Here is a 23182-nt window from a genome sequence, read left to right on the forward strand (position 1 = left end):
CCGCGTAGGGTCGACGGGGAAATGCTGGGCAATCCAACTTTTTCCCGTCACCTGGGCAACCTCAACTGCCATTGCCGCCATGGGCTTCTTCGAAGAAGTAGTCCTTCCAGCTGGCGGCCTTGTTTTTCAGCACACCGAGTGCCTGCAATTTTTCGGCGTAGATGTAAGTGCGCTGCGGCACGATGGTGAAGTCGATTTCCGGGTCCTGGACGATTTTTTCAACCAGGTCCAACGGCAACTTCGACTGTTCTACGCGAATATAGGCCTTGGCCGCAGCCGGTTTGTCGGCCTTGATAATTGTCTCGGCCTCGGCCAGCGCGTCATAGAACGCCTTGTAGGTCTTGGGGTTTTCGTCGTGGAATTTCTGCGTGGTGTAGAGCACGTTGAACGTCGCCTGGCCGCCCAGGATGTCGTAGGAACTGAGCACCTTGTGCACGTTGGGATTCAACAGTTCCTGGTACTGGAACGGCGGGCTGGAGAAGTGCGAATTGATCTCCGAGCCGCCGGCAATCAGCGCGGCGGTCGCGTCGGGGTGAGCCAGGCTGATGGAGATGTCGTCAAACTTTTTGTAGTTGGCGTCGCCGAACTGCTTGGCGGTCTCGATCTGCAAGGTGCGCGACTGGAAACCCACGCCGGCGGCGGGCACGGCGATGCGGTCTTTTTCGGTGAAGTCCTTGAGAGTCTTCACGTTGGGGTTGTTGGTCAGCAGGTAGTTGGGCATCGAGCCAAGGGAAGCGATGGCCTTGACGTTCTGCTTGCCCTGGGTGCGGTCCCACAGGGTGAGCATCGGCGGCACCCCGGCCGAGACCACGTCCAACGCGCCCGCCAGCAGCGACTCATTCATCGCCGTGGCGCCAGAAATACTGTTCCACTCCACCTGGATGTCCAGGCCCTGTTCCTTGCCGTGCTTTTCGATCAGGTGCTGGTCGCGCACCACATCGAGGATCAGGTAGCCGATCCCGAATTGCTGGGCGATGCTGATCTTGCCTTCGGCTTGGGCACCGATACTGATCAAGGCGGTTGCAGCAGCCAGCAAGGTCAGGGAAGAACGCTTGAACGTCATAGGAATCTGCCGGGTTTTTAAGAAGGTGATGGAGCCTAGCGGCGATTTTTAAGACTGGAAAAGAATATCGGGATCTATTGTTATGCAAATACCCCACAAACAGACGCTCGGCTGGTATTGTGCCGCGCTTTGAAAAACTGCCGAACCTGCGAGGAAATGGACGTTGAACACTGACGAAAAAATGACCGGGGACCTGTTCGAGGTGGATAAGCGCCTGTCACTCAAAGCCGTGGTGGACTTCAACGCCTACCTGCGCAGCGCCTTCGGCGACGGCCCATGCAGTTGCATCCGCTGCACGGCCAGCCAAGGGAATGAAACCGGCTATGAGTTCCAGCACACCTTCACCTTCGACGGCAAACCCACCCATCGCCGTTTTGCCACCACGGCGGGCAGCGATGTGTTGCAAGCGTTGAAAAAAGCCTGGTTGTCGTACACCAAGGCCGAGCTGCCGTTGAGCGGTGTACTGGCGCTGGACACGGTGAAGGAGTTTGTCGAACCGCAACTGCACAAACGACTGGCGCCGCTGTTTTTGGCCAGTGAGTTGGTCAAGGAGGTAGAGGGAGTGTTGCAGGTTCAGCCGCAGGCGGCGTGATCAGTAACCCACACCCCGCACACCACCGGAAGCGCGGATAGATTCGCCGGTCACCCAATGAGCCTCATCGGAGGCGAGGAACACAGCCACCGGCGCGATATCTTCTGGCTCACCAAAGCGCCCAAGGGGCGTACCGGCGATCAGCGACTGGCCAAATTCGCCGGCAAAATTGCCTTCGGTGGCCGGCGTGTTGGTATGGCCCGGCAGGATCGAGTTGACCCGAATACCCTTCGGCCCCAGCTCACGCGCCAGGGCGAAGGTCAGCGTGTCCACCGCGCCCTTAGTGGCCGAATACACGCTGGAGGCCAGATAAGGGTCGGTACTGAGGATCGAGCTGATGTTGATGATGCTGCCGCCCTGCCCCAGTAACTTCACCGCTTCCCGCGCCGCCAGCAGATAACCCAGCACATTGAGGTTGAACTGCTGATGAAAGGCCTCTTCGGTCAGGTCTTCAATCATCTGGAACACCGCGACGCCTGCGTTGTTGACCAGGATATCCAGCGTGCCGAATTGCTCACCGACCATTGCGAACAGCCGCGTAACGTCGGCGCCCAGACTCATGTCCGCCTGCACACTGATCGCTTTGCCGCCGTGCTGCTGGATATGCGCAACCACTGCGTCGGCGTCGGTTTGACTGGTGGCGTAATTGACCACCACGGTCGCACCGGCTGCCGCCAAGCCTTTTGCGATCCCTGCGCCGATGCCTTTCGAGGCGCCGGTGACGACTGCAATTTTTCCGTCGAGCTTCATGATGCTGGTCTTCCCAAGGTTGAGTGATGTCGCTTGCCACCAGTATTCGGCCCGCCGTAGGAATGCCGGTTGCCGGTTCTTCTCCCATGCTTGCCTATTCTTCTCATCCGCCTTGCTTTGCCCGTCGACCTGGCTCAAGGTCGCTGCATGAACAACGACCTGGACGAACTGCGCCACCTTGTGATGCGCGCAGATAACAAGTGGACCGACACCGGCCTGCCGCGTGTGGCGATGGTGCGCGCCGAAGCCTGCGCGGATCAGGTGTATCAGCCGATGCTGCACCTGGTGCTGCAAGGTTCGAAGACCCTCTCCATCGGCGATCAGGTCGCGACCTACGGACCGGCCAGTTACTTCGTAGTGCCGGTGGAGGTGCCGGCTACCGGCCAGGTCCACCCTTCGGCCCCCACACTGCCCTACCTGGCGCTCAGCCTGACCCTGGAACCCTCGATGATTGCTGCCGTGCTGGCAGACGAGCGTCAACCCGCCGAACGCCCGCGCACGCAACGGTTCGCGGCGGTGCGGGCGTCGGAGGAAATGCTGGATGCATGGCTGCGTATGCTGCGGTTGATGGATCGACCCAACGAGGCGGCCGTACTGGCGCCCCTGATCGAGCGGGAAATCCTGTTTCGGGTCCTGCAGGGTCCGCTGCGCGAAACCCTGGTGGACATGGCACGCCCCGATGGTCGCCTAGCACAGATCCGCCGCGCCACCGAGTGGATCCGCCAGCACTACACCGAACCTTTTCGCGTTGAACCGCTGGCGGCCATGACCGACATGAGCGTGGCGGCGTTCTACCGGCACTTCAAAGCCATCACCGCGATGACGCCAATTCAGTACCAGAAACGCTTGCGCCTGTTGCGGGCGCGTTGGTTGCTGCTGTTCGACACCCTGGATGCGGCGTCCATCGCCTTCACCGTGGGTTACGAAAGCGCCTCGCAGTTCAGCCGCGAGTATGCGCGGCTGTTTGGTTTGCCACCGGTGAAGGACGCGGCCCGGTTCAAGGTGCCGGGTTAAACACCGGACAACACGCTGATGTCACCGGAACGCCAGACGTTATCCACCGTCACCCGCCGAATCAGCCAGACGCTGGCCTCCCTGACCAACTCAACGTCATAACGGTTCTTCATCAAGTAGTGCCGCGACGGATCGCTTTGCGGCACATGTTGCGCCTCCACCAGCGCATCCAGGCGGGCGCTGTCGCCGTCCAGCGTCACGCGCGCGTTGCTCACGGAGTGTGTGGTGTCGAGCTGGCTGAGCGCCCCCGACAGCGCGGCGACGATGGTGTCGCGGCCTTCCAGCACGGGGTACTCAAAGCCGGCCTTGGCGGCCGCCGGACGAAAGTCTGACACGGCGTTTTGAGTGAAGGCCGAAGCCAGCAGGGTCGGATCGTTCTGGTCGATGCCCGCTGCGAAGCGATGCAGGGTGTCGATCACCGCGAACGTGTCAGCGGTGGTTTGAAACTCAGTAGACGTCATGGGGCGATTCCTGTGGCGTTAATAATCGATGATCTGGGTGCCGGCAATCGTCTGGGCAAAGCCCACGCCGAACAGTTTGGCCGGGGTTTCGAAACCGGCTCGGCGTTCGCCGCCGAGCACCCGGCGTGCCGCTTCCACGGCGGCCAGTGGGGTGTAGCTGTAACCGTTGACGGTCTCGATGACCGAGCGCGCGACCGAACCGTCGAGGCCGGTGACTTCGGCCACGGCGCGCGCGCGGTGGGCGTCACGCTGGGCTTGGGTGGGGCCGTCGGGCAGCAGCGACAGGTCGCCCTCGGGGAAGGCTTCACCGGTGATGTGCACGAACATGGCGATCGTCGGGATGGCACTGGAGTGCCAGGCGGTCACCAGGTCGCCAAACGACAACGGCGCGCACAGTGCCGGTCCGTCGCCAAAGTCCAGGTGCTGAGGCTGGGCGTCCGGTGTGGCGACCAGTTCACCCTCGATGCGCGTCATCACGCCGGCACCGAGGATCTCGCTGACACTCATGGCCGAACCACGGGACATCGCGCCGGGCACCTGCAGGGCGATTTTTATCGACTGCGGCTGTTGCACACGGCTGGCGACGTGCATGGCCAGGCAGTCGGTGGGCACCACGTCCCAACCCACGCCGGGCAGCAACATCACGTCCGCTTCGGCGCCGAGTTGTTCGGCAAGGCGGTACACGTTGATTTCGGCGGTGATGTCCAGGTAGTCAGTGCCATTGGCAATACAAGCGCGCATCAGCGGTCCGGCAGTCTGGGCGAACGGCCCGGCGAAATTGAGCAGCACGTCGATGCCTTCCAACTGGGCGGCATCCGCCGTGAACACGCGGTAAGGCGCGTCCAACTCAGCTGCCAGGGACGCCAGGCGCTCGGCGTTGCGACCGGCCAGCACCAGATTGAGGCCGAGTGTTTTCGCGTGGTGCGCCGCCATGCGTCCGGTGTAGCCGGTGGCGCCGTAGATCATCAGGGTTTTCATAGGGTGTGCTGCCAGTTCTTGTAGACGAATTCGAGGCTGTAGCCGTCCGGGTCCAGCACGTTGGCCGCGTAGTAGTTGGGGTCGTAGTGCAGGCGCGCGCTCGGTGCGCCGTTGTCGGTGGCGCCGTTGGCCAGGGCGGCGGCGTAGGCGTTGTCCACCTCGGCGCGGTTATTGGCGACGAAGCCCACATGCACCGCTCGCCCTTCCACCACGCCTTCGCGCAGCCAGAAGAACATCCGGCCGTGGGCACCAAAGCCCTTCAGGTCCGGGTGGCCGGGCGGGCCGTCCTTGCCGTCGTAGTCATGCCGCGCGGTGATGCCGAGCGGCGTCAGGGTGGCTTCGTAGAAGCGGATCGAGCGTTGGATATCGCTCACCGAGATAAACAGATGATCGAGCATGGTGGAGCCTCCTGATTCAGATGATGTAGCCGCCCGCAACCTCGACGGTCTGGGCATTGATCCAGCGGCCTTCTTCCGACAGCAACAGGGCGATAACCCGTGCCACGTCTTCCGGTTCGCCTACACGACCGAGGGCGGTTTGCCCGGCCAGCAGCGCTTCGAATTCGTCATTCAAGCCGCCGCCCAGTTCGGTGCGTATGGCACCGGGGGACACCGCATTGGCGCGGACACGTCGCTCACCGAACTCCTTGGCCATGTAGCGCGTGAGCACATCCAGGCCGCCCTTGAACGCCGCGTAAGGCGCGACACCCGCCGTCGCGACGCGAGTGGTGGCGCTGGTAAGGTTGACGATGCTGGCGTGTTCTTCCAGCAGCGGCAGCAGGGTTTGGGTCAGGAAAAACGGGCCCTTGAGGTGCACGTTGAACAGGCCGTCGAACTGCGCCTCGGTCACCGACTCAAGGGGGTTGAACAGGCCGTAGCCGGCGTTGTTCACCAGCCCACTCAAGGTGCTTGCGTCCCATGTGGCCTGCAGGGCATGCGTCACCGCCTCACGGAAGACAGGGAATGTGCCGACAGCCGCAACATCCAATTCCAGCGCCACGGCTTTCCCGCCGCTGGCCTCGATTCGCTGGACCACCGCCTGCGCCGCATCCGGGTTGCGCTTAAAGGTGAGGATCACGCCATGCCCCTGACGTGCACACAGCTCGGCGGTGCTGGCACCGATCCCACGGCTGCCTCCGGTAATCACGATAACGCCCATGGCCTGCTCCACTGCTGAAAAGTTGAGTGCCCACAGTAGTCATCGCCCTACTCTTCGACGCAGCCGTTCCTACTCCAATCTTGCCTATTTCTGCTTTTTGCTTGCGCAAGGCTCAACGCAAGGCACAGCATGGCCACCATGAATACTCAATTGATCGAACTGCGCGCCTTGGCTGCCAAGGCCGAAAACCGCCGCACCGAGACCGGCATCCCCCGCGTGGCGATGGTCCAGGGCGCGATTCCCGAGCATATGCTCGCGGCGGTGTATGACCCGATGATCAACCTGATTCTGCAGGGCAGTAAGTGCATGACCGTGGGCGACCGCACGTTGCATTACGACCCGGCGACGTATTTTGTGATGTCCATCGAGTTGCCCGCAGTCGGCGTGGTGAACCCGGCGATCACGGGCGAACCCTACCTGGCGGTGAGCCTGACGCTTGATCCGACCGTGCTGACCACCCTGCTCAATGACCTGCCGGCCCCCAACGGGCGTTGCGAACAGGAAGCCGGTTTCTCCGTGGCGGCCGTCACGCCCGCCTTGATGGATGCCTGGGTGCGCATGCTGCGCCTGATGGGCGACCCGGTGGCGATTGCCGCCCTGGCGCCCGCGTATGAACGGGAAATCCTCTACCACGTGCTGCAAGGCCCACACGGCTGGATGTTGCGCGAGATTGCCGCGCCGGATACGGCCATGGCGCGGGTCAGCCGGGCGATCCAGTGGATCCGGCGTGACTATGCCGAGCCGATTCGTGTGGAGGCATTGGCGCAGAAGGCCGCGATGAGCGTTTCGGCATTTCACCGGCACTTCAAGGCGGTGACCAACCTGAGCCCGTTGCAATACCAGAAACGTGTGCGGCTGTTGCAGGCGCGCACGTTGATGGTGGCCAGTGCCAGCAGCGTGACCAGTGCGGCGTTTGAGGTGGGGTATGAAAGCGCGACCCAGTTCAGCCGGGATTATGCGCGGGTGTTCGGGTTGCCACCGGCGAGGGATACGGCGCGAATCTTGGCGGCGGCGCGAGGCTGATATGGCGAGGGAGCAAGCTCCCTCGCCACAGGTTCAGCGTCAATGACTCCGTGCGTTACTTACGCGCGGCCTCCCACTGTTTGAGCAAGTCGCCGTAAGCCACGGTCTCGCCCTTCGGCTTCTCGTTGGCCAGTTTCGGTTTCGGCGCGCCCGGCTGGTCGAACCAGTATTGCGCGTCACGCTCTGGGTTCATTTTCGGGCCGCATACCGGTTGCACCTTGGAGCGTTCCAGGCGCGTCATGATCGCGTCCTGTTCCTTGGCCAGGTTGTCCAGGGCTTGCTGCGGGGTTTTCTCGCCGCTGGCGGCCGCCGCGATGTTGCTCCACCACAGTTGCGCCAGGCGCGGGTAGTCCGGCACGTTGGTGCCGGTCGGCGACCATTCGGTACGGGCCGGGCTGCGATAGAACTCCACCAGTCCACCCAGTTTCGGCGCCATGTCGGTCATCGCTTGGGAGTTGATGTCGGACTCACGAATCGGCGTCAGGCCGACGATGGTTTTCTTCAGCGAGACGGTTTTCGAGGTCACGAACTGCGCGTAGAGCCAGGCCGCGAGTTTCTGCTTTTCAGGCGTCGACTTGAGGAAGGTCCAGGATCCTACGTCCTGATAGCCCTTCTTCATGCCCTTTTCCCAGTAAGGTCCGACCGGCGACGGCGCCATGCGCCATTTCGGCGTGCCGTCGGCATTCACCACCGGCAAGCCCGGTTTGACCATGTCGGCGGTAAACGCGGTGTACCAGAAGATCTGCTGGGCGATGTTGCCTTGCGAAGGCACCGGGCCGGATTCGGAGAAGGTCATGCCCGCCGCTTCCGGTGGCGCGTAGGCCTTCATCCAGTCCACGTATTTCTGGGTGGCGTACACGGCGGCCGGGCCGTTGGTGTCGCCACCACGGGTGACGCTGGAGCCGACCGGGTGGCAGTCCTCCACGCGAATGCCCCACTCGTCCACCGGCAAGCCGTTGGGCAAGCCCTTGTCGCCGCCACCGGCCATGGAGAACCAGGCATCGGTGAAGCGCCAGCCCAGGGACGGGTCTTTCTTGCCGTAGTCCATGTGCCCATACACGCGTTTGCCGTCGATTTCCTTGACGTCTTCACTGAAGAATTTGGCGATGTCTTCATAAGCCGACCAGTTCACCGGCACACCGAGGTCATAGCCGTATTTTTCCTTGAACTTGGCTTTCAGGTCCGCGCGTTCGAACCAGTCGGCGCGGAACCAGTACAGGTTGGCGAACTGCTGGTCGGGCAGTTGGTAGATCTTGCCGTCCGGCGCAGTGGTGAATGAGAGGCCAATGAAGTCCTTCAGATCCAGGGTCGGCGAGGTGAACTCCTTGCCTTCGTTGGCCATCAGGTCGGTGATGGATTCGGTCTTGCCGTAGCGAAAGTGCGTACCGATCAGGTCCGAGTCGTTGACCCAGCCGTCATAGATGTTCTTGTCGGACTGCATCTGGGTTTGCAGCTTCTCCACCACGTCGCCTTCCTGCAGCAGGTCGTGGGTCAGCTTGATCCCGGTGATTTCGCTGAAGGCCTTGGCCAGCACCTTGGACTCGTACTCGTGGGTGGTGAGGGTTTCCGACACCACGTTGATCTTCATCCCACGGAACGGTTCCGCCGCCTTGATAAACCACTTGAGTTCCTCAAGCTGCTGTTCAGCCGTGAGGGTGGACGGTTTGAATTCGCTGCCGATCCATTTTTTCGCGGCATCTTCGTACGCATCGGCCCAGGCCGAAGCGCTCAAACCACTGAGGGCCAGTACGGCGGCCAATGAAATGCTATGTCGCAGCTTATTGTTCTTATTCAACATAGAGACCTCCAGGTTGTTTATTCACAAGGGCATCAGCCCCAACGCATCACACTCAACAGCCATACCAGGGAGAGCGCGGACGCCACCCAGATGCTCCAGTCGGTAGCGCCGATCACCAGCAAATGCAGGTAGGCGCTGCCGAGAAGACCGATAAACAAACGATCACCACGGGTGGTGCTGATCGGTAACAAACCGCGCCGAGGGATGCTCGGCGAACGCAATTCCCAGGTGGTCATGCCCGCCAGGATCAGGGCTATGGCACCAAAGAACAGCGCGGTGGGGGTGGTCCAGGCCATCCATTCCATCATCGACTCCTCAGACCCGGCCCAGGGCAAAGCCCTTGGCCACGTGGTTGCGAACAAACCAGATCACCAGCATGCCGGGAAGGATAGTCAACACCCCCGCCGCCGCCAGCACGCCCCAATCGATACCTGACGCCGAGACCGTGCGCGTCATCACCGCCGCGATGGGCTTGGCGTTGACCGAGGTCAGGGTGCGCGCCAGCAGCAGTTCGACCCAGGAAAACATGAAGCAGAAAAACGCGGTCACACCGATGCCGGAGCCGATCAACGGGATAAAGATCTTCACGAAGAACTTGGGAAACGAGTAGCCGTCGATGTAGGCGGTTTCGTCGATTTCCTTGGGCACCCCAGACATGAAGCCTTCGAGGATCCACACCGCCAACGGCACGTTGAACAGGCAGTGCGCCAGCGCCACCGCGATATGCGTGTCAAACAGACCAATCGACGAATACAGCTGGAAGAACGGCAGCAAGAACACCGCCGGCGGCGCCATGCGGTTGGTCAGCAGCCAGAAGAACAGGTGCTTGTCGCCCAGGAAGCGGTAGCGCGAAAACGCATAGGCCGCCGGCAGCGCCACGCTCAGTGAGATCACCGTGTTCAGGCTCACGTAGTACAGCGAGTTCAGGTAACCGGTGTACCAGCTCGGGTCAGTGAAGATCACCTTGTAGTTAGCCAGGGTGAAGTCCTGTGGAAACAGCGTCAGTCCGCCAAGGATTTCGGTGTTGCTCTTGAAGGACATGTTCAGCAGCCAGTAGATCGGCACCAACAGGAACAGGATGTAGATCAGTAGCGGAATCAGCTTGCGCTTGCTCATGTTGGCGGCCTCAGCGGTTGGCGTCGGAATGGGTCATGGCGGTGTAGAACAGCCAGGACACCAACAGGATGATCAGGAAATACACCAGCGAGAAGGCTGCCGCCGGGCCCAGGTCGAATTGGCCCACGGCCATCTGGGTCAGCGTCTGACTCAGGAACGTGGTGGCGTTACCCGGCCCGCCGCCGGTGAGGACGAACGGCTCGGTGTAGATCATGAAACTGTCCATAAAGCGCAACATCACCGCGATCAGCAGCACGCTTTTCATCTTCGGCAACTGGATATGTCGGAAAACCGCCCAGGGCGATGCACGATCAATCCGCGCGGCCTGGTAGTACACATCCGGAATCGCCCGTAGGCCTGAGTAGCAAAGCAGCGCCACCAGCGACGTCCAGTGCCATACGTCCATTACCAACACCGTCACCCAGGCGTCCATGGTGTTGGCGGCGTAGTTGTAGCTGATGCCGAGGGCGTTGAGGCTGTAACCCAGCAAGCCGATATCGGCGCGGCCGAAAATCTGCCAGATCGTACCCACCACGTTCCACGGGATCAGCAGCGGAATGGCGAGGATGATCAGCACCAGCGACGACCAGCGCCCCTTGGTCGGCATGGTCAGGGCGATGGCGATGCCCAGCGGGATTTCGATCAGCAGCACGCAGGCCGAGTAGATGAACTGGCGCAGCAGCGAGTCATGCAAACGTGGGTCGAGCAGCACCTGCTTGTACCAATCGGCACCGACAAAGTAGCGGCTGGATTGGTCGAAGATGTCCTGCACCGAGTAGTTGACCACGGTCATCATCGGGATCACCGCACTGAACGCCACCAGCAGGAACACCGGCAACACCAGCCACCAGGCCTTGTTGTTCTGCACCTTGTTCATGGCTGCACCTCCAGCAGGTAATCGTCGGCGTACACCATCAGCCACTGCGCGGGAAAGCTGATGGAGGCCTGGCCTTCGGGCACCGGTTTGTCTTCGGCCAGGCGCACCTTGAGCACGGCGCCATCCAGGTTGAGGGTAATAATCTTGTAGGTGCCGAGGTCTTCCAGGTGTGTGACATCGGCCTGCAGCGCGTCGGGATTATGCTCGTCCCATACGTGGATGAATTCCGGGCGGATGCCGACCTGCAATTTCTTGTAATCGGTGTTGGCAATGCGTTGCTGCAAGGCTTCGGACAACGGCAGATGGGTGCCGGCAAAGCGCACCCCGCCCGCCTCGGCCTGCACCTCGATCAGGTTCATCCCAGGGCTGCCGATGAAATAGCCGACAAAGGTGTGGCTCGGCCGTTCGAACAGGTCACGGGGCGTGCCAAATTGCACGATCTGCCCGCCGTACATCACCGCGATTTTGTCGGCGAAGGTCGAGGCCTCCAATTGGTCGTGGGTGACGTAGACCATCGTGATGTTGAACTGCTCGTGAATCTGCTTGAGTTTGCGCCGCAGCTTCCACTTGAGGTGCGGGTCGATCACCGTCAGCGGTTCATCGAACAGGATTGCCGACACGTCGTCACGCACCAGGCCACGACCCATGGAGACTTTCTGTTTTTCGTCGGCGGTGAGGTTGCGCGCCTTTTTGCTCAGCAGATTTTGCAGGTCGAGGACCTCGGCAATTTCCTGCACCTTGCTGTGAATCTTCGCCTCGGCCATGCCCTGGTTACGCAGCGGGAACGCCAGGTTGTCGAACACCGTCATGGTGTCGTACACCACCGGGAACTGGAACACCTGGGCGATGTTGCGTTTTTCCGGGGTGAGGTCGTTGACCACTTTGGTGTCGAACAACACCTGGCCTTCGGACGGGCTGAGCAGGCCGGAGATGATATTGAGCAAGGTCGACTTACCGCAGCCCGACGGCCCGAGCAACGCGTAGGCGCCACCCTGCTCCCACACGTGGTTCATTTCCCGGATAGCGTAGTCCTCAGGACCACTCGGCGTAGGGCTGTAGCTGTGTGCCAGGTTCTGCAAATGGATCTCGGCCATCAGGCAACCCTCGCGACACGGCGTCCGGGGGCTTGGACCAAACGGCCCTGACCATCGAACACAAACAGTTTATGGGTGGGGATGTACACGCGGATCGGCGCATCGACGTCGTATTCGTGCACCCCCGGCAGGTGCAGTACCAGCAGGAAATGCTCACTGCGCACGTGCAGGAAGGTTTCCGAACCACTGATCTCCGCGACTTCCACGGTGACCGCCAGCTCCAGGTCGTCATCGTTGCTCGGCACCAGGCTGATGTGGCTGGGGCGTACGCCGAAACGGAACTCGCCCTCACCAATGGGGCGCAGGTCGACGTTCAGCGGGAAGTGCACGAAATTGGCGAAGCTCACTTCATTGCCACTGATGCGCCCCGGCATCAGGTTGATCGGCGGCTCGGAAAACAGCTCGGCGGCCAGCACCGTCTGCGGCTGGTGATACACCTCGGCGGCCTTGCCGCTCTGGATCACCCGGCCTTCGTGCAGGATGGTGGTGGTGCCGCCCAGGGCCAGGGCTTCGTTGGGCTCAGTGGTGGCGTAAATAGCAATGGTGTGGCGCGCGGCGAACAGCTCGCGCATTTCCTGACGCAGTTCTTCGCGCAGTTTGTAGTCCAGGTTCACCAGCGGCTCATCGAACAGGATCAACTCGGCGTCCTTGACCAGCGCGCGGGCCATGGCCGTGCGTTGCTGTTGGCCGCCGGAGAGTTCCAGCGGGTGGCGCTGGAGGAATTTTTCGATGCGCAGCATTTTCGCGGTTTCCAGCACCTTGCTCTGGATCACCTCGTGGGACACACCGGCCTGGCGCAATGGCGAGGCGATGTTCTCGAACACGGTCATGGTCGGGTAGTTGATGAACTGCTGGTACACCATCGACACGTTGCGCAGGCGCACCGGTTTTTGCGTGACATCCACGCCGTTCATCAGGATGCGGCCGCTGTTGGGCTTGTCCAGGCCGGCCATCAGGCGCATCAGGCTGGTTTTGCCGGACAGGGTGCGACCGAGCAAGACGTTGAAGGAACCCGCTTCGAAACGCAGGGTGGCGTCGTCGATCCAGGTCTGGCCTTCGACAACGCGGGAGACATTTTCCAGGGTCAATGACATGACACGACCTTTTTTATTATTGGAATGAATCTGGCAATCAGCTAGAGCGAGTTTCGTGCCAGAACTGGCAGGTGCTTGATCCACAAGGAAATGGCGAGCATTCGATGTTCAGGAGTGAACAGAAATGAACAACCCTGGCTGAACAACTGAACACTCAGGGGGTTGACAATGAACAGTACTGAACAACACTAATTAGGCCCCCGCGCCTGCGGGGCCCCATAAAAACAATAAAAAGCAGAAGGTCGCCCATGGCCGAACCCTTGGCTCACGACACCCTTATCCAGGAATCCTGGCGCCGTTGCCGCGCCTTCGGCCTGGACCACCAGAGCACGCCCAGCTTCGACCAACTCCCCGCCGAGGGCATCAGCCAATTGCTGGAAAGCCAGCACTCGCTGGTGCAGACCACCCATCAGGAAGTGCTGCCCTATTACGAGAACATCCTCAGCAATTCCAATTGCCTGATCATGCTGGCCGACAACCAGGGCCAGGTGCTGACCAGTTGGGGCACCCAGCGTTTTATCGAGCCCAAGCTGGCGCGCGGTTTCAACCCTGGCGCCAGTTGGATGGAGCGCTCCAGCGGCACCAATGCCATCGGCACCGCGCTGGCGTGTGCCCAGGCCGTGCATATCGAGCACGATGAACACTTCCTCAAGGCCAACCGTTTCATGACCGGCTCGGCGGCGCCGATCTTCGATGCCCAGCGCGAAATCATCGCGGTGCTGGATGTGTCCAGCGACAGCTACCTGCCGCCCTCCCACACCCTGGGCATGGTCAAGATGATGAGCCAGACCGTGGAAAACCGGCTGATCCTCAACCTGTTTCGCGGAGAGCACTTCCAACTGACCTTCAACACGGGCCTGAGCAACCTCGACAGCCAGTGGGCCGGCCTGTTGATTTTTGATGAGAGCGGCCAGGTGCTGTCGGCCAACCGGCGTGCCGACAACCTGCTGGGTATTAGCCTGTCGCGGGTGATGATCGACAGTTTGTTCAAGGTGTCATTACTGGAGCTGTTGAACCAGCCAGAAGGGCTGCCCTTCTCTCTGCAAGCCGCGGGACGCAACCGTTTCCAGTGCTTGCTCAGACGCCCTAAACAGACATCGGTGCAGGCGCGTGTGTTCACCGAGCCGACGCCACCGAAGCCCGCGCCGATTGGCCTCAAGACCTTGCATTTTGGCGATGTGCGCGTGGAAAAAGCCGTGCGCCAGGCCGAACGTTTACTGGAGAAGGACATCCCGCTGCTGATCCACGGCGAGACCGGCGTGGGTAAGGAAGTGTTCGTCAAAGCCCTGCATCAGGCCAGTTCGCGCAGCCAGAAGGCGTTTATCGCGGTGAACTGTGCGGCGATTCCGGCTGAGCTGGTGGAATCGGAACTGTTCGGCTACGAAAAAGGCGCCTTTACCGGCGCCAATCAGAAAGGCAGCATCGGCCTGATCCGCAAGGCCGACAAGGGCACGCTGTTTCTCGATGAAATCGGCGATATGCCCCTGCCGACCCAGGCCCGCCTGTTGCGGGTGCTACAGGAACGTTGCGTGCAGCCGGTGGGCAGCAGCGAGTTGTTCCCGGTGGATTTGCGCATCATCTCGGCCACCAACCGCGCACTGCGGGACTTGGTGCAGGCCGGACGTTTCCGTGAGGACCTGTACTACCGCATCGGCGGCCTGACCCTGGAACTGCCGCCGTTGCGCGAACGGACCGACAAGCAGGCGCTGTTCCAGCAACTGTGGCAGCAACACCGCGAGCCGACTCAATGGGCGGGCCTGAGCGCCGAAGTGCTCGCGCTGTTCGAGCAGCATCCGTGGCCGGGGAACCTGCGTCAGGTGAGCAGCGTGTTGCAGGTGGCGCTGGCCATGGCTGAAGAACAGCCGATCCGTGCAGAGCACCTGCCGGATGATTTCTTTGTGGACTTGAAGGTGGAGCCGCCACTGCCCGCCAGTGAATACCTGGATGACAGCATCGACCTGAACCAGCGCTTGAAGGCGGCCGGTGGCAACATCTCCCACCTGGCGCGGGAGCTGGGGGTGAGCCGCAACACCTTGTACAAGCGCCTGCGCCAGCACGAAAGCTAGCGCGGCTTGACCACCACCACCAGGTCGGTGAAGTACTCCACCTGGATCGGCAGGTTGTCTGCCAGTGACGACAGCGCCGCCGCCGTGTCATCCAGTTTGAACACGCCGGACACCCGCAGGTTTTGCAGGGCCTGGGGATCGAAGCGCAGCATGCCGTGGCGGTAGCTGGCGAGGGTTTGCAGCACCTCGCTCAGGGGTTGGTCATTGACCTTGAGCAGGCCACGGGTCCAGGCGTCCGGGTCGCTGTTGCCGATGGATTGCGGCGGTTGGGCGCGACCGTGGTCGAGGACCGAACGCTGGCCGGCGGTGACCTTCACACCGTCACTGGCATCACCCTGGACCGCGACGGTGGACTCGATCACCGTGACCACCGTGGTGCCATCCGCCGCACGCTTGACCAGATAACGCGTGCCCAATGCCGTCGCCGTGCCCTGGTCGGTACGCACCACGAAGGGCCGTTGCGCATCCTTGGCCACGTCCACCCAAAGCTCGCCTTGCAGCAGCTCGATGACCCGTTGATGGCCGTCGAACTTCACGTCCACCGCCGAATTGCTGTTGAGCTGCAACTGGCTGCCGTCTTCGAGGGCGATCTGCCGGCGCTCGCCAACGCCAGTGCGTTGGTCGGCCATCCAGACCGGCAGGTGTTGCAAGCCCAGCCAGCCGCACAGGACTACGCCGAGCAAGCCCACCACTTGCGCACCGCGCGGACGTCGCGGGGCGAATGCGCGGTTCAGGGCCATGCGTGCGGGTTTGGCCGGCAGCGTATCGAGGCTGCCCCAGAGTGCGCCCATGCGTTCGATGGCCACCGCGTGACGCGGGTCGGCCTGGCGCCAGGTGTTGAACGCGTGTCGGTCGGCTTCGGTGACGTTTTCGTCGTGCAGGCGGGTCAGCCACTGCGCCGCTTGCTGGATGATCTGTTCGGAACTCATGCCAGCGGGTCTGCCGGGTGCAGGCTGTGATAACAGTGCACCAAGGCGCTGGAGATATAGTTTTTGACGGTGCTGGAGGACACGTCCAGGCGCGTGGCGATTTCGCTGTAGGTCAGCCCATCGAGGCGACTCAACAGAAACGCTTCGCGCGCCTTGGCCGGCAATCCGGCGAGCATTTCGGCGATGCGCTCCAGGGCTTGCAGTGCCACATGAATGGCCGCCGGGTCGGGCATGCCGGCGTCCTCGCATTGGATCACCAGGGCTTCCATGTAGGCTTTTTCGATGCGACGACGACGGGCGCCATCGATCAGCAACCGCCCGGCCGTGGTGGCCAGGAACGCGCGCGGCTCTTTGATCTGCTGGGGTTCGGCCAGCATCAAGACGCGAATGAATGCGTCATGGGCGAGGTCCGCCGCATGCTGGGAACACCCGAGTTTCTTGCGCAGCCAGCCGTGCAACCAGCCGTGGTGCTCGCTGTACATCGCCGTGAGGGTCTGCTGCCGGACGGAGTCGCCCAGCGCGGCCGGAATGTCATGCATGCGCAAAAAGATCTCAAATGGGAAGAGTTACCAATTGCGCAGACAATGCCAGTAAAACGGGGTTTGGGCAAGGGCTCAGCGCCAGCTCCAGGAGACGCCGGTGTAAACGCCACGGCCATCCGCCGGCGTCGAGCGTGCGACATCCAGGCCTTTATCGTCATACCCCGGCGTGACGGTATTGGCATAACGACGGTTGGCGAGGTTGCGCAGGTCGACCCAGGCTTGCCAATCCTGCTGGGGGGCGTCGTAGCCGAAGGTGGCGCCGAGAAGGGTGTAGGACGCGGCGTAGTAGGAGTTGGCGTAGTCCACCGCCACTTTTGATGAATGCTCGGTGTTGAGGCTGGTGTAGAAACCGGTCGGATGGCTGTAGCGCACTTGCGCCTGATAGTAGTGCTTGGGGATGCCCGGCAAGGTGTTGTCGCCGAAACGGTCGTCATCACGGTAATGGAAGTCACTGAAGGTGTAGGCCTGGCGCAGGGTTAGCTGGCCGTTGCGGCCGCCCTCCCACAACGGGCTCAGCAGGCTCAACTCCACGCCCTGGTGAATCGTCGGGCTGGCATTGTTTTCGGCGACGACGGCGTTGCTGGTCGACGTCTGGGCCTGGGTTTCCACCGTGAGTAATTCGTGGCGCACTTCGGAGCGGTACAGCGCCAGGTCCCACTGGCCGAGCCATGCTTCACCACGTCCGCCGATTTCCAGGGTGGTGGCGGTCTGGTTTTTCAGGCTCACGCCTTCACGCTGCAGGCCGGTGGCAGCTCCACTGCCTGCCGGGAAGTATTTGTTGGAACCCCAGATCATCGACCATGCATGCGGCGGCTCGACCGAACGGCTCAGGTTGCCGTACACCTGTAGTTGCGGGGTGAAGTCATACCGCAGCCCAATGCGAGGCGCGTAGTCCCAGTCGTGCTGGCTGAGCGGCGCCTGCCCCTCAGGATAGGTAACTTGGGTTTCGCGACGGGTGTAGATCGCCGCCAGGCCGGTGGTCAGCCACAGGTCCGGAACCAGTTCGAGGTCGTTGCCGATATGCAGCACAGTATCGGAGCCCAGGTAGCTGTAGTCACGGGTCTTGGTGCCTGGCGCGTAGCCAGCGGTGTTGCCGGCCGGCGTGCGCACGTATTCCGAGGCACCGTTGTTGGGCATCGCCTGGGTGGTGCGCAGGCCGACGGTGGTTTTGCTGTCGTGGCCGAACAGCGTGTCCTGGCGGATGTAATTGAGGGTGCTGCTGATGTCGGTGTAGGCGACTTTCAGCCGGTTGGTGCCTTCGCGCAGGTCCATCGGGTAGTCGTGGTACGCCAGGCCGACTTCGACCCGGGCATTGTCATCCAGCTGCAAGGTGGTCTTGTTGGCGATCCAGGTGGAGCCCGGTTGCAGGCGCTTGGAATCGCGGGCGGCATTGAGGCTGTTGGCCGCGCGTGGGTCGTGGCTGATCTGGCTGCGCGTGAGTTTGCCAGGGGTGTCGTTGGTGGTTTCGCGGTAGCGGAAGTAGAAGCGGGTTTCCAGGTCCGGGTTGAACCGGTAGCCGAAGTTCGCCGCCACGCCCTTGCCGGTGGCGGCACTCTGCCGTTGGTAGCCGTCGGACTCGGAGTCGGTGAGGCTGATGTAGTAGTCGGCATCCCCCAGCACCTGGCCCGAGCTGATTTCGCGCTGGGCATAACCTTTGCTACCCGCTTCATAGCGCAGTTGCAGCTTGGGCGCGTCGTAGCCGGTACGCGTCACGTAGTTGACCGCGCCACCGAGAGCCAAGGCGCCCTGGTCAAAACCGTTGGCGCCACGCAGCACCTCGACGCGGCTTTGCCACAGGGGATCTTTCAACTCATAAGGCGTGCCGCCAGGGCCGGTCAGCGGCAGGCCGTCGAACATTTCGTACAGGCCGGAGGCATGGGAACCGGGGCTGCGGTTCAGGCCCGAACCACGAATCGAGAGTTTCACCCCTTCGTTGTTCGCCGCCTTGGCGTATACCCCGGCCTGGTACTTGAATACGTCTTCGTTGGTGCTCACCCGCCCCTGCTGCACGCTGTCCATGTCGACGTAATTGGTGCCGCCGGGCACGCTCTTGAGCTGCGCCTCGGCCACTTCACCGGCGCTGGCTTCGCTGCTGGTGACTTCGACCGGGGCCAATTGCAGGTCTTCGGCATGCACCAGTGAGCTTAACGTCAGGGCGGCAAACAGCAATGGAGGGTGGCGCAACAGCATCGGGCAGGTCCTTGGAATTCGGGGGGCACGTGGTGGGAAGGCTGGGACGCCCGCCAGGTCACTCCTTATTAACGGACCAGACCCTTCCGACAACAGGGTCGGATCTGGATTCTTTGCTAAGTCCAAAATCGAATTACCACATGCAAACTCAGTATTTAAAGAAATAACCACCACGCATTACTGTGGAGTCACTGAGTCACCCACGCACCCCGAGATCGCCCCCATGCCAGTATCCGCCACCGTCATCGACTTCACTCTCCACCGTAAACGCCGCCAAGCGCGTGCAGCGGCCGAGTTGATGTGGGCGATGTACGCAGCGCGTGCCGGGCTGGCGGTGTTTACCGCTCAAGCCGCCTCGTCCAGCGATACCCGCCGGGCGTAAGGCCGATGAATTTCCTGCACGTGATTCCCGAACCACCCGAACCACTGCCCAAGCCCAGCACTGACGACGATGTGATCAGCCAGTGCGTCGCCCACAACCTGCAACGCCTGCGCAGTAAACGCCATTTGTCCCTGGATGGATTGGCGCGCGCCTGTGGCGTGAGCAGGGCGATGCTGGCGCAGATCGAATCCGGGCGTAGCGTGCCGTCGATCAAGGTGCTGTGCAAAATTGCCAAGGGTCTGAAGGTGTCGGTGGCGGCGTTTCTGGAAGACCGCGCGTTTGAGGGAGTGGAGGTTCTGCCGGCGCAACAGAGCAAGCGCCTGGTCAGTGCCGATGGTGCGTTTATCAGCCGAGCGTTGTTCCCCTACGATACGGCGCGCCAGTCCGAGTTCTACGAGATCCGCCTGCGGGCGCTGGGCGAGGAGATTTCCGAAGGACACGGGCCCGGTATCCAGGAAAACCTGGTGGTGGCCCAAGGGGTGCTGGAGGTCAGTGTCAACGATGAGCGCTACCTCCTTTCTACCGGCGACTCGATCCTGTTCTACGCCGATCAGCCCCACCGCTACCGCAACCCGGCAGACAGCGAGGCGGTGGCCTTCCTGGTGATCACTTACCCAGAGCGCCTGGACTGAAATGCAAAACGCCCCGAGTCATCGGGGCGTTTTTTAGTGCGCCGGACTTATCAGCAGGTGCAGCACATCATCGGCATGCCGTTGCAGCTCATCATCATCGGCATGGCGCAGTCGTTCATCATTTTGTTCATCAGCATGCAGCAGTTTTTCATCATGTCCATGCTCATGCCCGGCATTGGCATCATTTTGCACATCATGCTGTCACCCATCAGGGTGCATTCCATCACGCACTTCATCATCGGCATTGGCATGCCCATCATCGGCATCATGTTCATGCCGGTCATCATGGCCATGGCATCGGCCGACATGCACATCATCGACATGTTGGCGCACTGCATCATCATCGGCATGCCGCAGTTCATCATCATCGCCATCATTTCGGCGTTGGTCTTGAACTGAGCCATGTCCATGCCGGCGGCCGGCTTCATGGTGCACATCATGGCATCCGCGGCCATTTCGCATTTCATGGTGGCCATCATCATCGGCATGCCCATCATCGGCATCATTGGCATGGCGGTGTTCATTGGCATCTGCATGGCATTCATCATCTTCGAAACTCCGTAATCGACAGGAAATGAGCAAGTTCTGGCGCCGATTCTAAAGCCGGAGAACGGCGACGCAAGACGGCGGCAGAGCAGCAGGAAAGGGTGTTTGAAGGGAAGCTTAGTTGAAGGAAACAGCTGCAACGGTTGTAACCGCGACGATTTCGACACTATTGCAACGTCAATGACTGCTGTATTTCTTCATTTGACGCTATGGATATTCTGTAAAGGAATAGCGACCAATCTTAAGGAAATAAACGTTCTAACGGATTGGGAAGAAGTAACAAATCGACACCTCATGACCTGGGAAGCTAAACCTAGCCTCCCGACAACGTCATCTAAATCCAGCGTTTAGTTACACTGCACGCTGACATTACTCGCGCTGAACTGTGACCACCCACCTCGCGTAGAGTGAATCACTTGATTTTGGATTCCTGGGTGCGCGGTTGCCTGGGTGCTAACACTTTGACCTCCAGGGCTGTTTTCTGTAGTAAATCTGAAGCTGATATGACAAGTATGGGGCTTATCGTCGGTATTGGTCGCGAATACATCCAATCCGGACTGGTCCTGGCGAACCGCTGTAGAAAACTGCGCATGGGCCAAGGTTGAAAACAATACTGCAAGTGTGCCTATCAGTAATTTCTTCATTGGAAACGTCTCCGTTCATTGATCGAAATACTGTGAAAGCCAAACTGCAGCACAGTACGTACAACTGTAGCTGGTTCGTAGACGCTGTCGCGCCCTCGCAAAATCCTCAACTATCGAAAACTTTCAGCGCCTGCATCAGTTCTTCCGCCTCTGATCCCGGAACAAACCGGAATCCATACATCTCATCAGTGCTGAGGATTTCTCCCAGTACCTCCAGCAATTGCGCCTCAGTCGGGGAATCACGCAGTAACTTGTGCGCGGGCAGTAGCAAATCGGACGAAACGCCTTGAACACTCGCCACATCGATCACGGCAAACAGGATAAAGCGCAAACGAATTTCTCTTTCAGTAGGCCAAACCGTTTTTCGCTTACCCATGGTAAAGGCCTCACATTTCAGAAAAATCCGAGGCTATTGATGACCGAGGGGTGTTTCAAGCATTGGGCAGCAAGATAGGCCGATTCCTACATGGGAAAGGGAAACACCGCACCTCTATGCTGACGCTGCGCTGTTTATTGCACCGGCAGGAAGTTCATCAGCAACAAACTCTGCGCATAGTTCAAACCGATACGCCGGTAGCGTTCATCGAGCATCTGGGTCAGCAGGTCTAGGCGCGCGACGATCTTGCCGAACTCCACCGCAAAACTGAGGTTGCTGCCCTCCTCCGAAATCTCGTTGGAGAACAGCAGCAGCACGCCATTGGCATCCTGGCGCTTGCTCAGCAGCCAGGTGGCCTTTTCGATATTGCGCGCGGCATTACTGACGAACTGCGGGTTGATCGAATCGGTGATATAGAACTCGGTACGCCCGCCGTGCGCCGTCACGATCATGCTGCCAATGGCATAGATGAAGGCGCCGACCCGGTCGCCCTTGAAGTCCGGCCCCAAGGAATAACTCAGCGCCGCCAGGTCACGACGATCGCCCAGTGCCGGCAGGGATCGACGTTGCTCGATGGCCTGGCGAATCTCCCGCGCTGCGGTCACCGCGTCCGGGTACCCCGACTGCCGCCACTGGCTGGGATTACGCAGATAGAGCTTGTTCATCAGCAGATACAAGCTCTGCAGGTTGTCGCGCATGCCCAGCGTCGCCATGCGATCGACACTGGTCTGGAAGAACTCATCGGGCTTGCCATTGCTGAACTGCTTGGCGATATCCCGGCCCTGTTGCTGGCTGCAACCGGCGGCACAGAGCATCAGCAAGGCTGCCAGCAGCAAGGGCTGGCGAATCCGTCGAAGGTTAAAACAAGGAAACGTGCGATCCATCGGCACCCGATCTGGCTCATCTGCCCACGCGGGGGATCGGCGGGGCTGGGACAAGGATAGAGCGGAGAAATCCAGAAAAGTGCAGTGGCCGCAGGCAGATAGTTGTAACCAGAGACCGCTGGGCCGATGAATCCGCTCAAACGTGAAGAATTTTTTCCAGGCTCTATACTGATTGCAACAGTTGCGTGTGTTGTTGGCGATCCAGGGTGAAATTTCAACCTTTGAACGGCCTGGCGCGTTTGTCTACATCGCCCACGGCATACTCACCAGCAGCTGTACATGAGGGTGACGGCAATGAAACATCCAATTCGTGCACAAATGGTTGTTCAAGTGATTTGCCTGCTTTCGGTGGCCCAGCTTTTTTGCTGAGCTGCGTTTCACGGCGTTAAAACCCAGCCGCCGTTGCGGCGGTGGAAGGTATTGCCAACGACAACCCCGCCTCTGGCCCGACAAGTGATTGCCGGGCCAGACCCCGTGCAGCTACAACAAGACAGTGGCCAGCATGCCCAAGGCGCCCAGGCAAAACCCGATCAATGCGCCTCGTCCGGGGAACTCCTGGAACAGCCCCCAGATCACGACCGGCTCCAGCAGCAATAACGAAGTCACGGAAACCACCGTGACCACCCAGATATCACCCACCGCCCGATAACCCAGCCAATACGCCCCCAACAGACAAAGCCCCGCGAAACACATCACCACTACCGGCATGATGAAGGCTTGCCATGAGCCGTCGCCAGCCTGGGCCAGCCTGGCGGTAACTACCTCGCTGTAGATTGCACAAAACTCACCAACGATCATCAAGCCTAGAGCAGAAACTCCGAGTAATTCTTTGGACATATCAAAAACTCCTTCGTATTCAACGCACTGTTTTTCAACGCCCAGCGGGCAATGCCGCAGCCGAGGGTTTCGTCGCAGAGATACGAAGCAGCCTTGAACAGGCCTGAATTGCCGAAGTGCTTTTGCATGCTCATGT

At 60.7% G+C, this 23182-nt stretch carries 26 protein-coding genes; 6 read left to right on the forward strand and 20 right to left on the reverse strand.

Annotated features, from left to right (window positions below; translation table 11 throughout):
* Positions 1-61 precede the first annotated feature (61 nt).
* Complete coding sequence (locus ACP7EW_RS00710) at positions 62-1063, reverse strand: ABC transporter substrate-binding protein (protein WP_426214593.1); 1002 nt, start codon at positions 1061-1063, stop codon at positions 62-64.
* A 163-nt stretch (positions 1064-1226) separates the two neighbouring features.
* On the opposite strand from ACP7EW_RS00710, the gene ACP7EW_RS00715 reads away from it, so the two are divergent.
* Entirely contained in the window at positions 1227-1655 is a 429-nt protein-coding gene (locus tag ACP7EW_RS00715; RefSeq protein WP_426214595.1) for a hypothetical protein, read from the forward strand.
* On the opposite strand, the gene ACP7EW_RS00720 is transcribed toward ACP7EW_RS00715, so the two are convergent.
* On the reverse strand, positions 1656-2405 hold the full coding sequence (locus ACP7EW_RS00720) for a glucose 1-dehydrogenase (RefSeq protein WP_426214597.1): 750 nt from the start codon (positions 2403-2405) through the stop codon (positions 1656-1658).
* 147 nt (positions 2406-2552) lie between these two features.
* Between ACP7EW_RS00720 and ACP7EW_RS00725 the strand changes: the two genes are divergently transcribed.
* A complete protein-coding gene (locus ACP7EW_RS00725) occupies positions 2553-3419 on the forward strand; it encodes an AraC family transcriptional regulator N-terminal domain-containing protein (protein ID WP_426214599.1) in 867 nt (288 codons plus the stop codon).
* Here the strand turns inward: ACP7EW_RS00725 and ACP7EW_RS00730 are convergent.
* The 4 genes from ACP7EW_RS00730 to ACP7EW_RS00745 are packed head-to-tail and all read right to left on the reverse strand — an operon-like array spanning position 3416 to position 6016.
* Positions 3416-3880, reverse strand: a complete 465-nt coding sequence (locus ACP7EW_RS00730) for a nuclear transport factor 2 family protein (RefSeq protein WP_426214601.1) — start codon at positions 3878-3880, stop codon at positions 3416-3418. The genes ACP7EW_RS00725 and ACP7EW_RS00730 overlap by 4 nt on opposite strands.
* Positions 3881-3898: 18 nt before the next feature.
* On the reverse strand, positions 3899-4858 hold the full coding sequence (locus ACP7EW_RS00735; RefSeq protein WP_426214603.1) for a saccharopine dehydrogenase family protein: 960 nt from the start codon (positions 4856-4858) through the stop codon (positions 3899-3901).
* Positions 4855-5256 carry a VOC family protein gene (locus tag ACP7EW_RS00740; RefSeq protein WP_426214605.1) on the reverse strand — a complete coding sequence of 134 codons (402 nt, stop codon included), beginning with the start codon at positions 5254-5256 and terminating at the stop codon, positions 4855-4857. Before ACP7EW_RS00740 ends, ACP7EW_RS00735 begins: the two co-directional genes overlap by 4 nt.
* 16 nt (positions 5257-5272) lie before the next feature.
* Positions 5273-6016 carry an SDR family NAD(P)-dependent oxidoreductase gene (locus tag ACP7EW_RS00745; RefSeq protein ID WP_426214607.1) on the reverse strand — a complete coding sequence of 248 codons (744 nt, stop codon included), beginning with the start codon at positions 6014-6016 and terminating at the stop codon, positions 5273-5275.
* Positions 6017-6154: 138 nt separating this feature from the next.
* On the opposite strand from ACP7EW_RS00745, the gene ACP7EW_RS00750 reads away from it, so the two are divergent.
* Positions 6155-7039: an AraC family transcriptional regulator gene (locus tag ACP7EW_RS00750; RefSeq protein WP_025999803.1), complete on the forward strand. Its 885-nt coding sequence runs from the start codon at positions 6155-6157 to the stop codon at positions 7037-7039.
* A 55-nt stretch (positions 7040-7094) separates the two neighbouring features.
* On the opposite strand, the gene ACP7EW_RS00755 is transcribed toward ACP7EW_RS00750, so the two are convergent.
* Genes ACP7EW_RS00755 through ACP7EW_RS00780 form a run of 6 tightly spaced genes read right to left on the reverse strand, consistent with a single transcriptional unit; the run spans position 7095 to position 13018 of the window.
* Positions 7095-8837: an ABC transporter substrate-binding protein gene (locus tag ACP7EW_RS00755; RefSeq protein ID WP_426214610.1), complete on the reverse strand. Its 1743-nt coding sequence runs from the start codon at positions 8835-8837 to the stop codon at positions 7095-7097.
* A gap of 32 nt (positions 8838-8869) precedes the next feature.
* Positions 8870-9142 (reverse strand): DUF2160 domain-containing protein, encoded by a 273-nt coding sequence (locus ACP7EW_RS00760; RefSeq protein ID WP_016977309.1) that lies wholly within the window; start codon positions 9140-9142, stop codon positions 8870-8872.
* 10 nt (positions 9143-9152) lie between these two features.
* Positions 9153-9953, reverse strand: a complete 801-nt coding sequence (locus tag ACP7EW_RS00765; protein ID WP_003232361.1) for a carbohydrate ABC transporter permease — start codon at positions 9951-9953, stop codon at positions 9153-9155.
* A 10-nt stretch (positions 9954-9963) separates the two neighbouring features.
* The gene (locus ACP7EW_RS00770; RefSeq protein WP_010209674.1) at positions 9964-10830 is read right to left on the reverse strand and encodes a carbohydrate ABC transporter permease; all 867 of its coding nucleotides are present in this window, start codon (positions 10828-10830) and stop codon (positions 9964-9966) included.
* Positions 10827-11924 carry an ABC transporter ATP-binding protein gene (locus ACP7EW_RS00775; protein WP_426214612.1) on the reverse strand — a complete coding sequence of 366 codons (1098 nt, stop codon included), beginning with the start codon at positions 11922-11924 and terminating at the stop codon, positions 10827-10829. The genes ACP7EW_RS00770 and ACP7EW_RS00775 overlap by 4 nt, the downstream gene beginning before the upstream one ends.
* Positions 11924-13018 carry an ABC transporter ATP-binding protein gene (locus tag ACP7EW_RS00780; protein WP_033896779.1) on the reverse strand — a complete coding sequence of 365 codons (1095 nt, stop codon included), beginning with the start codon at positions 13016-13018 and terminating at the stop codon, positions 11924-11926. Before ACP7EW_RS00780 ends, ACP7EW_RS00775 begins: the two co-directional genes overlap by 1 nt.
* A gap of 248 nt (positions 13019-13266) precedes the next feature.
* On the opposite strand from ACP7EW_RS00780, the gene ACP7EW_RS00785 reads away from it, so the two are divergent.
* The gene (locus ACP7EW_RS00785) at positions 13267-15084 is read left to right on the forward strand and encodes a sigma-54-dependent Fis family transcriptional regulator (protein ID WP_177077974.1); all 1818 of its coding nucleotides are present in this window, start codon (positions 13267-13269) and stop codon (positions 15082-15084) included.
* Here the strand turns inward: ACP7EW_RS00785 and ACP7EW_RS00790 are convergent.
* The 3 genes from ACP7EW_RS00790 to ACP7EW_RS00800 form a co-directional block, all read right to left on the reverse strand.
* Positions 15081-16013 (reverse strand): FecR family protein, encoded by a 933-nt coding sequence (locus ACP7EW_RS00790; RefSeq protein ID WP_426214615.1) that lies wholly within the window; start codon positions 16011-16013, stop codon positions 15081-15083. The two genes, ACP7EW_RS00785 and ACP7EW_RS00790, sit on opposite strands and share 4 nt — an antisense overlap.
* Entirely contained in the window at positions 16010-16552 is a 543-nt protein-coding gene (locus ACP7EW_RS00795) for a sigma-70 family RNA polymerase sigma factor (RefSeq protein ID WP_038843667.1), read from the reverse strand. Before ACP7EW_RS00795 ends, ACP7EW_RS00790 begins: the two co-directional genes overlap by 4 nt.
* A 75-nt stretch (positions 16553-16627) precedes the next feature.
* Complete coding sequence (locus tag ACP7EW_RS00800; RefSeq protein ID WP_426214617.1) at positions 16628-18745, reverse strand: TonB-dependent receptor family protein; 2118 nt, start codon at positions 18743-18745, stop codon at positions 16628-16630.
* A 223-nt stretch (positions 18746-18968) separates the two neighbouring features.
* Between ACP7EW_RS00800 and ACP7EW_RS00805 the strand changes: the two genes are divergently transcribed.
* Both ACP7EW_RS00805 and ACP7EW_RS00810 read left to right on the forward strand, forming a co-directional pair.
* Positions 18969-19127 carry a hypothetical protein gene (locus tag ACP7EW_RS00805; RefSeq protein ID WP_426214619.1) on the forward strand — a complete coding sequence of 53 codons (159 nt, stop codon included), beginning with the start codon at positions 18969-18971 and terminating at the stop codon, positions 19125-19127.
* Between the two features lie 5 nt (positions 19128-19132).
* Entirely contained in the window at positions 19133-19759 is a 627-nt protein-coding gene (locus ACP7EW_RS00810) for a helix-turn-helix domain-containing protein (RefSeq protein WP_033896785.1), read from the forward strand.
* A 50-nt stretch (positions 19760-19809) separates the two neighbouring features.
* Here the strand turns inward: ACP7EW_RS00810 and ACP7EW_RS00815 are convergent, their stop codons facing one another.
* From ACP7EW_RS00815 to ACP7EW_RS00835, 5 genes are all read right to left on the reverse strand, one after another.
* On the reverse strand, positions 19810-20307 hold the full coding sequence (locus ACP7EW_RS00815) for a hypothetical protein (protein WP_073860010.1): 498 nt from the start codon (positions 20305-20307) through the stop codon (positions 19810-19812).
* A gap of 748 nt (positions 20308-21055) precedes the next feature.
* A complete protein-coding gene (locus tag ACP7EW_RS00820; RefSeq protein WP_426214621.1) occupies positions 21056-21325 on the reverse strand; it encodes a hypothetical protein in 270 nt (89 codons plus the stop codon).
* Positions 21326-21459: 134 nt separating this feature from the next.
* Entirely contained in the window at positions 21460-22209 is a 750-nt protein-coding gene (locus ACP7EW_RS00825) for a hypothetical protein (protein WP_314528298.1), read from the reverse strand.
* 480 nt (positions 22210-22689) lie between these two features.
* A complete protein-coding gene (locus ACP7EW_RS00830) occupies positions 22690-23007 on the reverse strand; it encodes a hypothetical protein (protein ID WP_061449481.1) in 318 nt (105 codons plus the stop codon).
* A 5-nt stretch (positions 23008-23012) separates the two neighbouring features.
* On the reverse strand, positions 23013-23174 hold the full coding sequence (locus tag ACP7EW_RS00835; protein ID WP_167351270.1) for a hypothetical protein: 162 nt from the start codon (positions 23172-23174) through the stop codon (positions 23013-23015).
* Positions 23175-23182: the final 8 nt, after the last annotated feature.

The sequence above is a fragment of the Pseudomonas sp. DWRC2-2 genome (assembly GCF_049897885.1).
GTDB lineage: Bacteria > Pseudomonadota > Gammaproteobacteria > Pseudomonadales > Pseudomonadaceae > Aquipseudomonas > Aquipseudomonas azotoformans_A.

Bases quoted from the DNA above. Each gene is read 5' to 3' on its own strand.
- ACP7EW_RS00710 (WP_426214593.1), bottom strand. From the start codon at position 1,063: ATGACGTTCAAGCGTTCTTCCCTGACCTTGCTGGCTGCTGCAACCGCC.
- ACP7EW_RS00720 (WP_426214597.1), bottom strand. From the start codon at position 2,405: ATGAAGCTCGACGGAAAAATTGCAGTCGTCACCGGCGCCTCGAAAGGC.
- ACP7EW_RS00725 (WP_426214599.1), top strand. From the start codon at position 2,553: ATGAACAACGACCTGGACGAACTGCGCCACCTTGTGATGCGCGCAGAT.
- ACP7EW_RS00730 (WP_426214601.1), bottom strand. From the start codon at position 3,880: ATGACGTCTACTGAGTTTCAAACCACCGCTGACACGTTCGCGGTGATC.
- ACP7EW_RS00735 (WP_426214603.1), bottom strand. From the start codon at position 4,858: ATGAAAACCCTGATGATCTACGGCGCCACCGGCTACACCGGACGCATG.
- ACP7EW_RS00740 (WP_426214605.1), bottom strand. From the start codon at position 5,256: ATGCTCGATCATCTGTTTATCTCGGTGAGCGATATCCAACGCTCGATC.
- ACP7EW_RS00745 (WP_426214607.1), bottom strand. From the start codon at position 6,016: ATGGGCGTTATCGTGATTACCGGAGGCAGCCGTGGGATCGGTGCCAGC.
- ACP7EW_RS00750 (WP_025999803.1), top strand. From the start codon at position 6,155: ATGAATACTCAATTGATCGAACTGCGCGCCTTGGCTGCCAAGGCCGAA.
- ACP7EW_RS00755 (WP_426214610.1), bottom strand. From the start codon at position 8,837: ATGTTGAATAAGAACAATAAGCTGCGACATAGCATTTCATTGGCCGCC.
- ACP7EW_RS00760 (WP_016977309.1), bottom strand. From the start codon at position 9,142: ATGGAATGGATGGCCTGGACCACCCCCACCGCGCTGTTCTTTGGTGCC.
- ACP7EW_RS00765 (WP_003232361.1), bottom strand. From the start codon at position 9,953: ATGAGCAAGCGCAAGCTGATTCCGCTACTGATCTACATCCTGTTCCTG.
- ACP7EW_RS00770 (WP_010209674.1), bottom strand. From the start codon at position 10,830: ATGAACAAGGTGCAGAACAACAAGGCCTGGTGGCTGGTGTTGCCGGTG.
- ACP7EW_RS00775 (WP_426214612.1), bottom strand. From the start codon at position 11,924: ATGGCCGAGATCCATTTGCAGAACCTGGCACACAGCTACAGCCCTACG.
- ACP7EW_RS00780 (WP_033896779.1), bottom strand. From the start codon at position 13,018: ATGTCATTGACCCTGGAAAATGTCTCCCGCGTTGTCGAAGGCCAGACC.
- ACP7EW_RS00785 (WP_177077974.1), top strand. From the start codon at position 13,267: ATGGCCGAACCCTTGGCTCACGACACCCTTATCCAGGAATCCTGGCGC.
- ACP7EW_RS00790 (WP_426214615.1), bottom strand. From the start codon at position 16,013: ATGAGTTCCGAACAGATCATCCAGCAAGCGGCGCAGTGGCTGACCCGC.
- ACP7EW_RS00795 (WP_038843667.1), bottom strand. From the start codon at position 16,552: ATGCATGACATTCCGGCCGCGCTGGGCGACTCCGTCCGGCAGCAGACC.
- ACP7EW_RS00800 (WP_426214617.1), bottom strand. From the start codon at position 18,745: ATGCTGTTGCGCCACCCTCCATTGCTGTTTGCCGCCCTGACGTTAAGC.
- ACP7EW_RS00805 (WP_426214619.1), top strand. From the start codon at position 18,969: ATGCCAGTATCCGCCACCGTCATCGACTTCACTCTCCACCGTAAACGC.
- ACP7EW_RS00810 (WP_033896785.1), top strand. From the start codon at position 19,133: ATGAATTTCCTGCACGTGATTCCCGAACCACCCGAACCACTGCCCAAG.
- ACP7EW_RS00815 (WP_073860010.1), bottom strand. From the start codon at position 20,307: ATGATGAATGCCATGCAGATGCCAATGAACACCGCCATGCCAATGATG.
- ACP7EW_RS00820 (WP_426214621.1), bottom strand. From the start codon at position 21,325: ATGGGTAAGCGAAAAACGGTTTGGCCTACTGAAAGAGAAATTCGTTTG.
- ACP7EW_RS00825 (WP_314528298.1), bottom strand. From the start codon at position 22,209: ATGGATCGCACGTTTCCTTGTTTTAACCTTCGACGGATTCGCCAGCCC.
- ACP7EW_RS00830 (WP_061449481.1), bottom strand. From the start codon at position 23,007: ATGATCGTTGGTGAGTTTTGTGCAATCTACAGCGAGGTAGTTACCGCC.
- ACP7EW_RS00835 (WP_167351270.1), bottom strand. From the start codon at position 23,174: ATGCAAAAGCACTTCGGCAATTCAGGCCTGTTCAAGGCTGCTTCGTAT.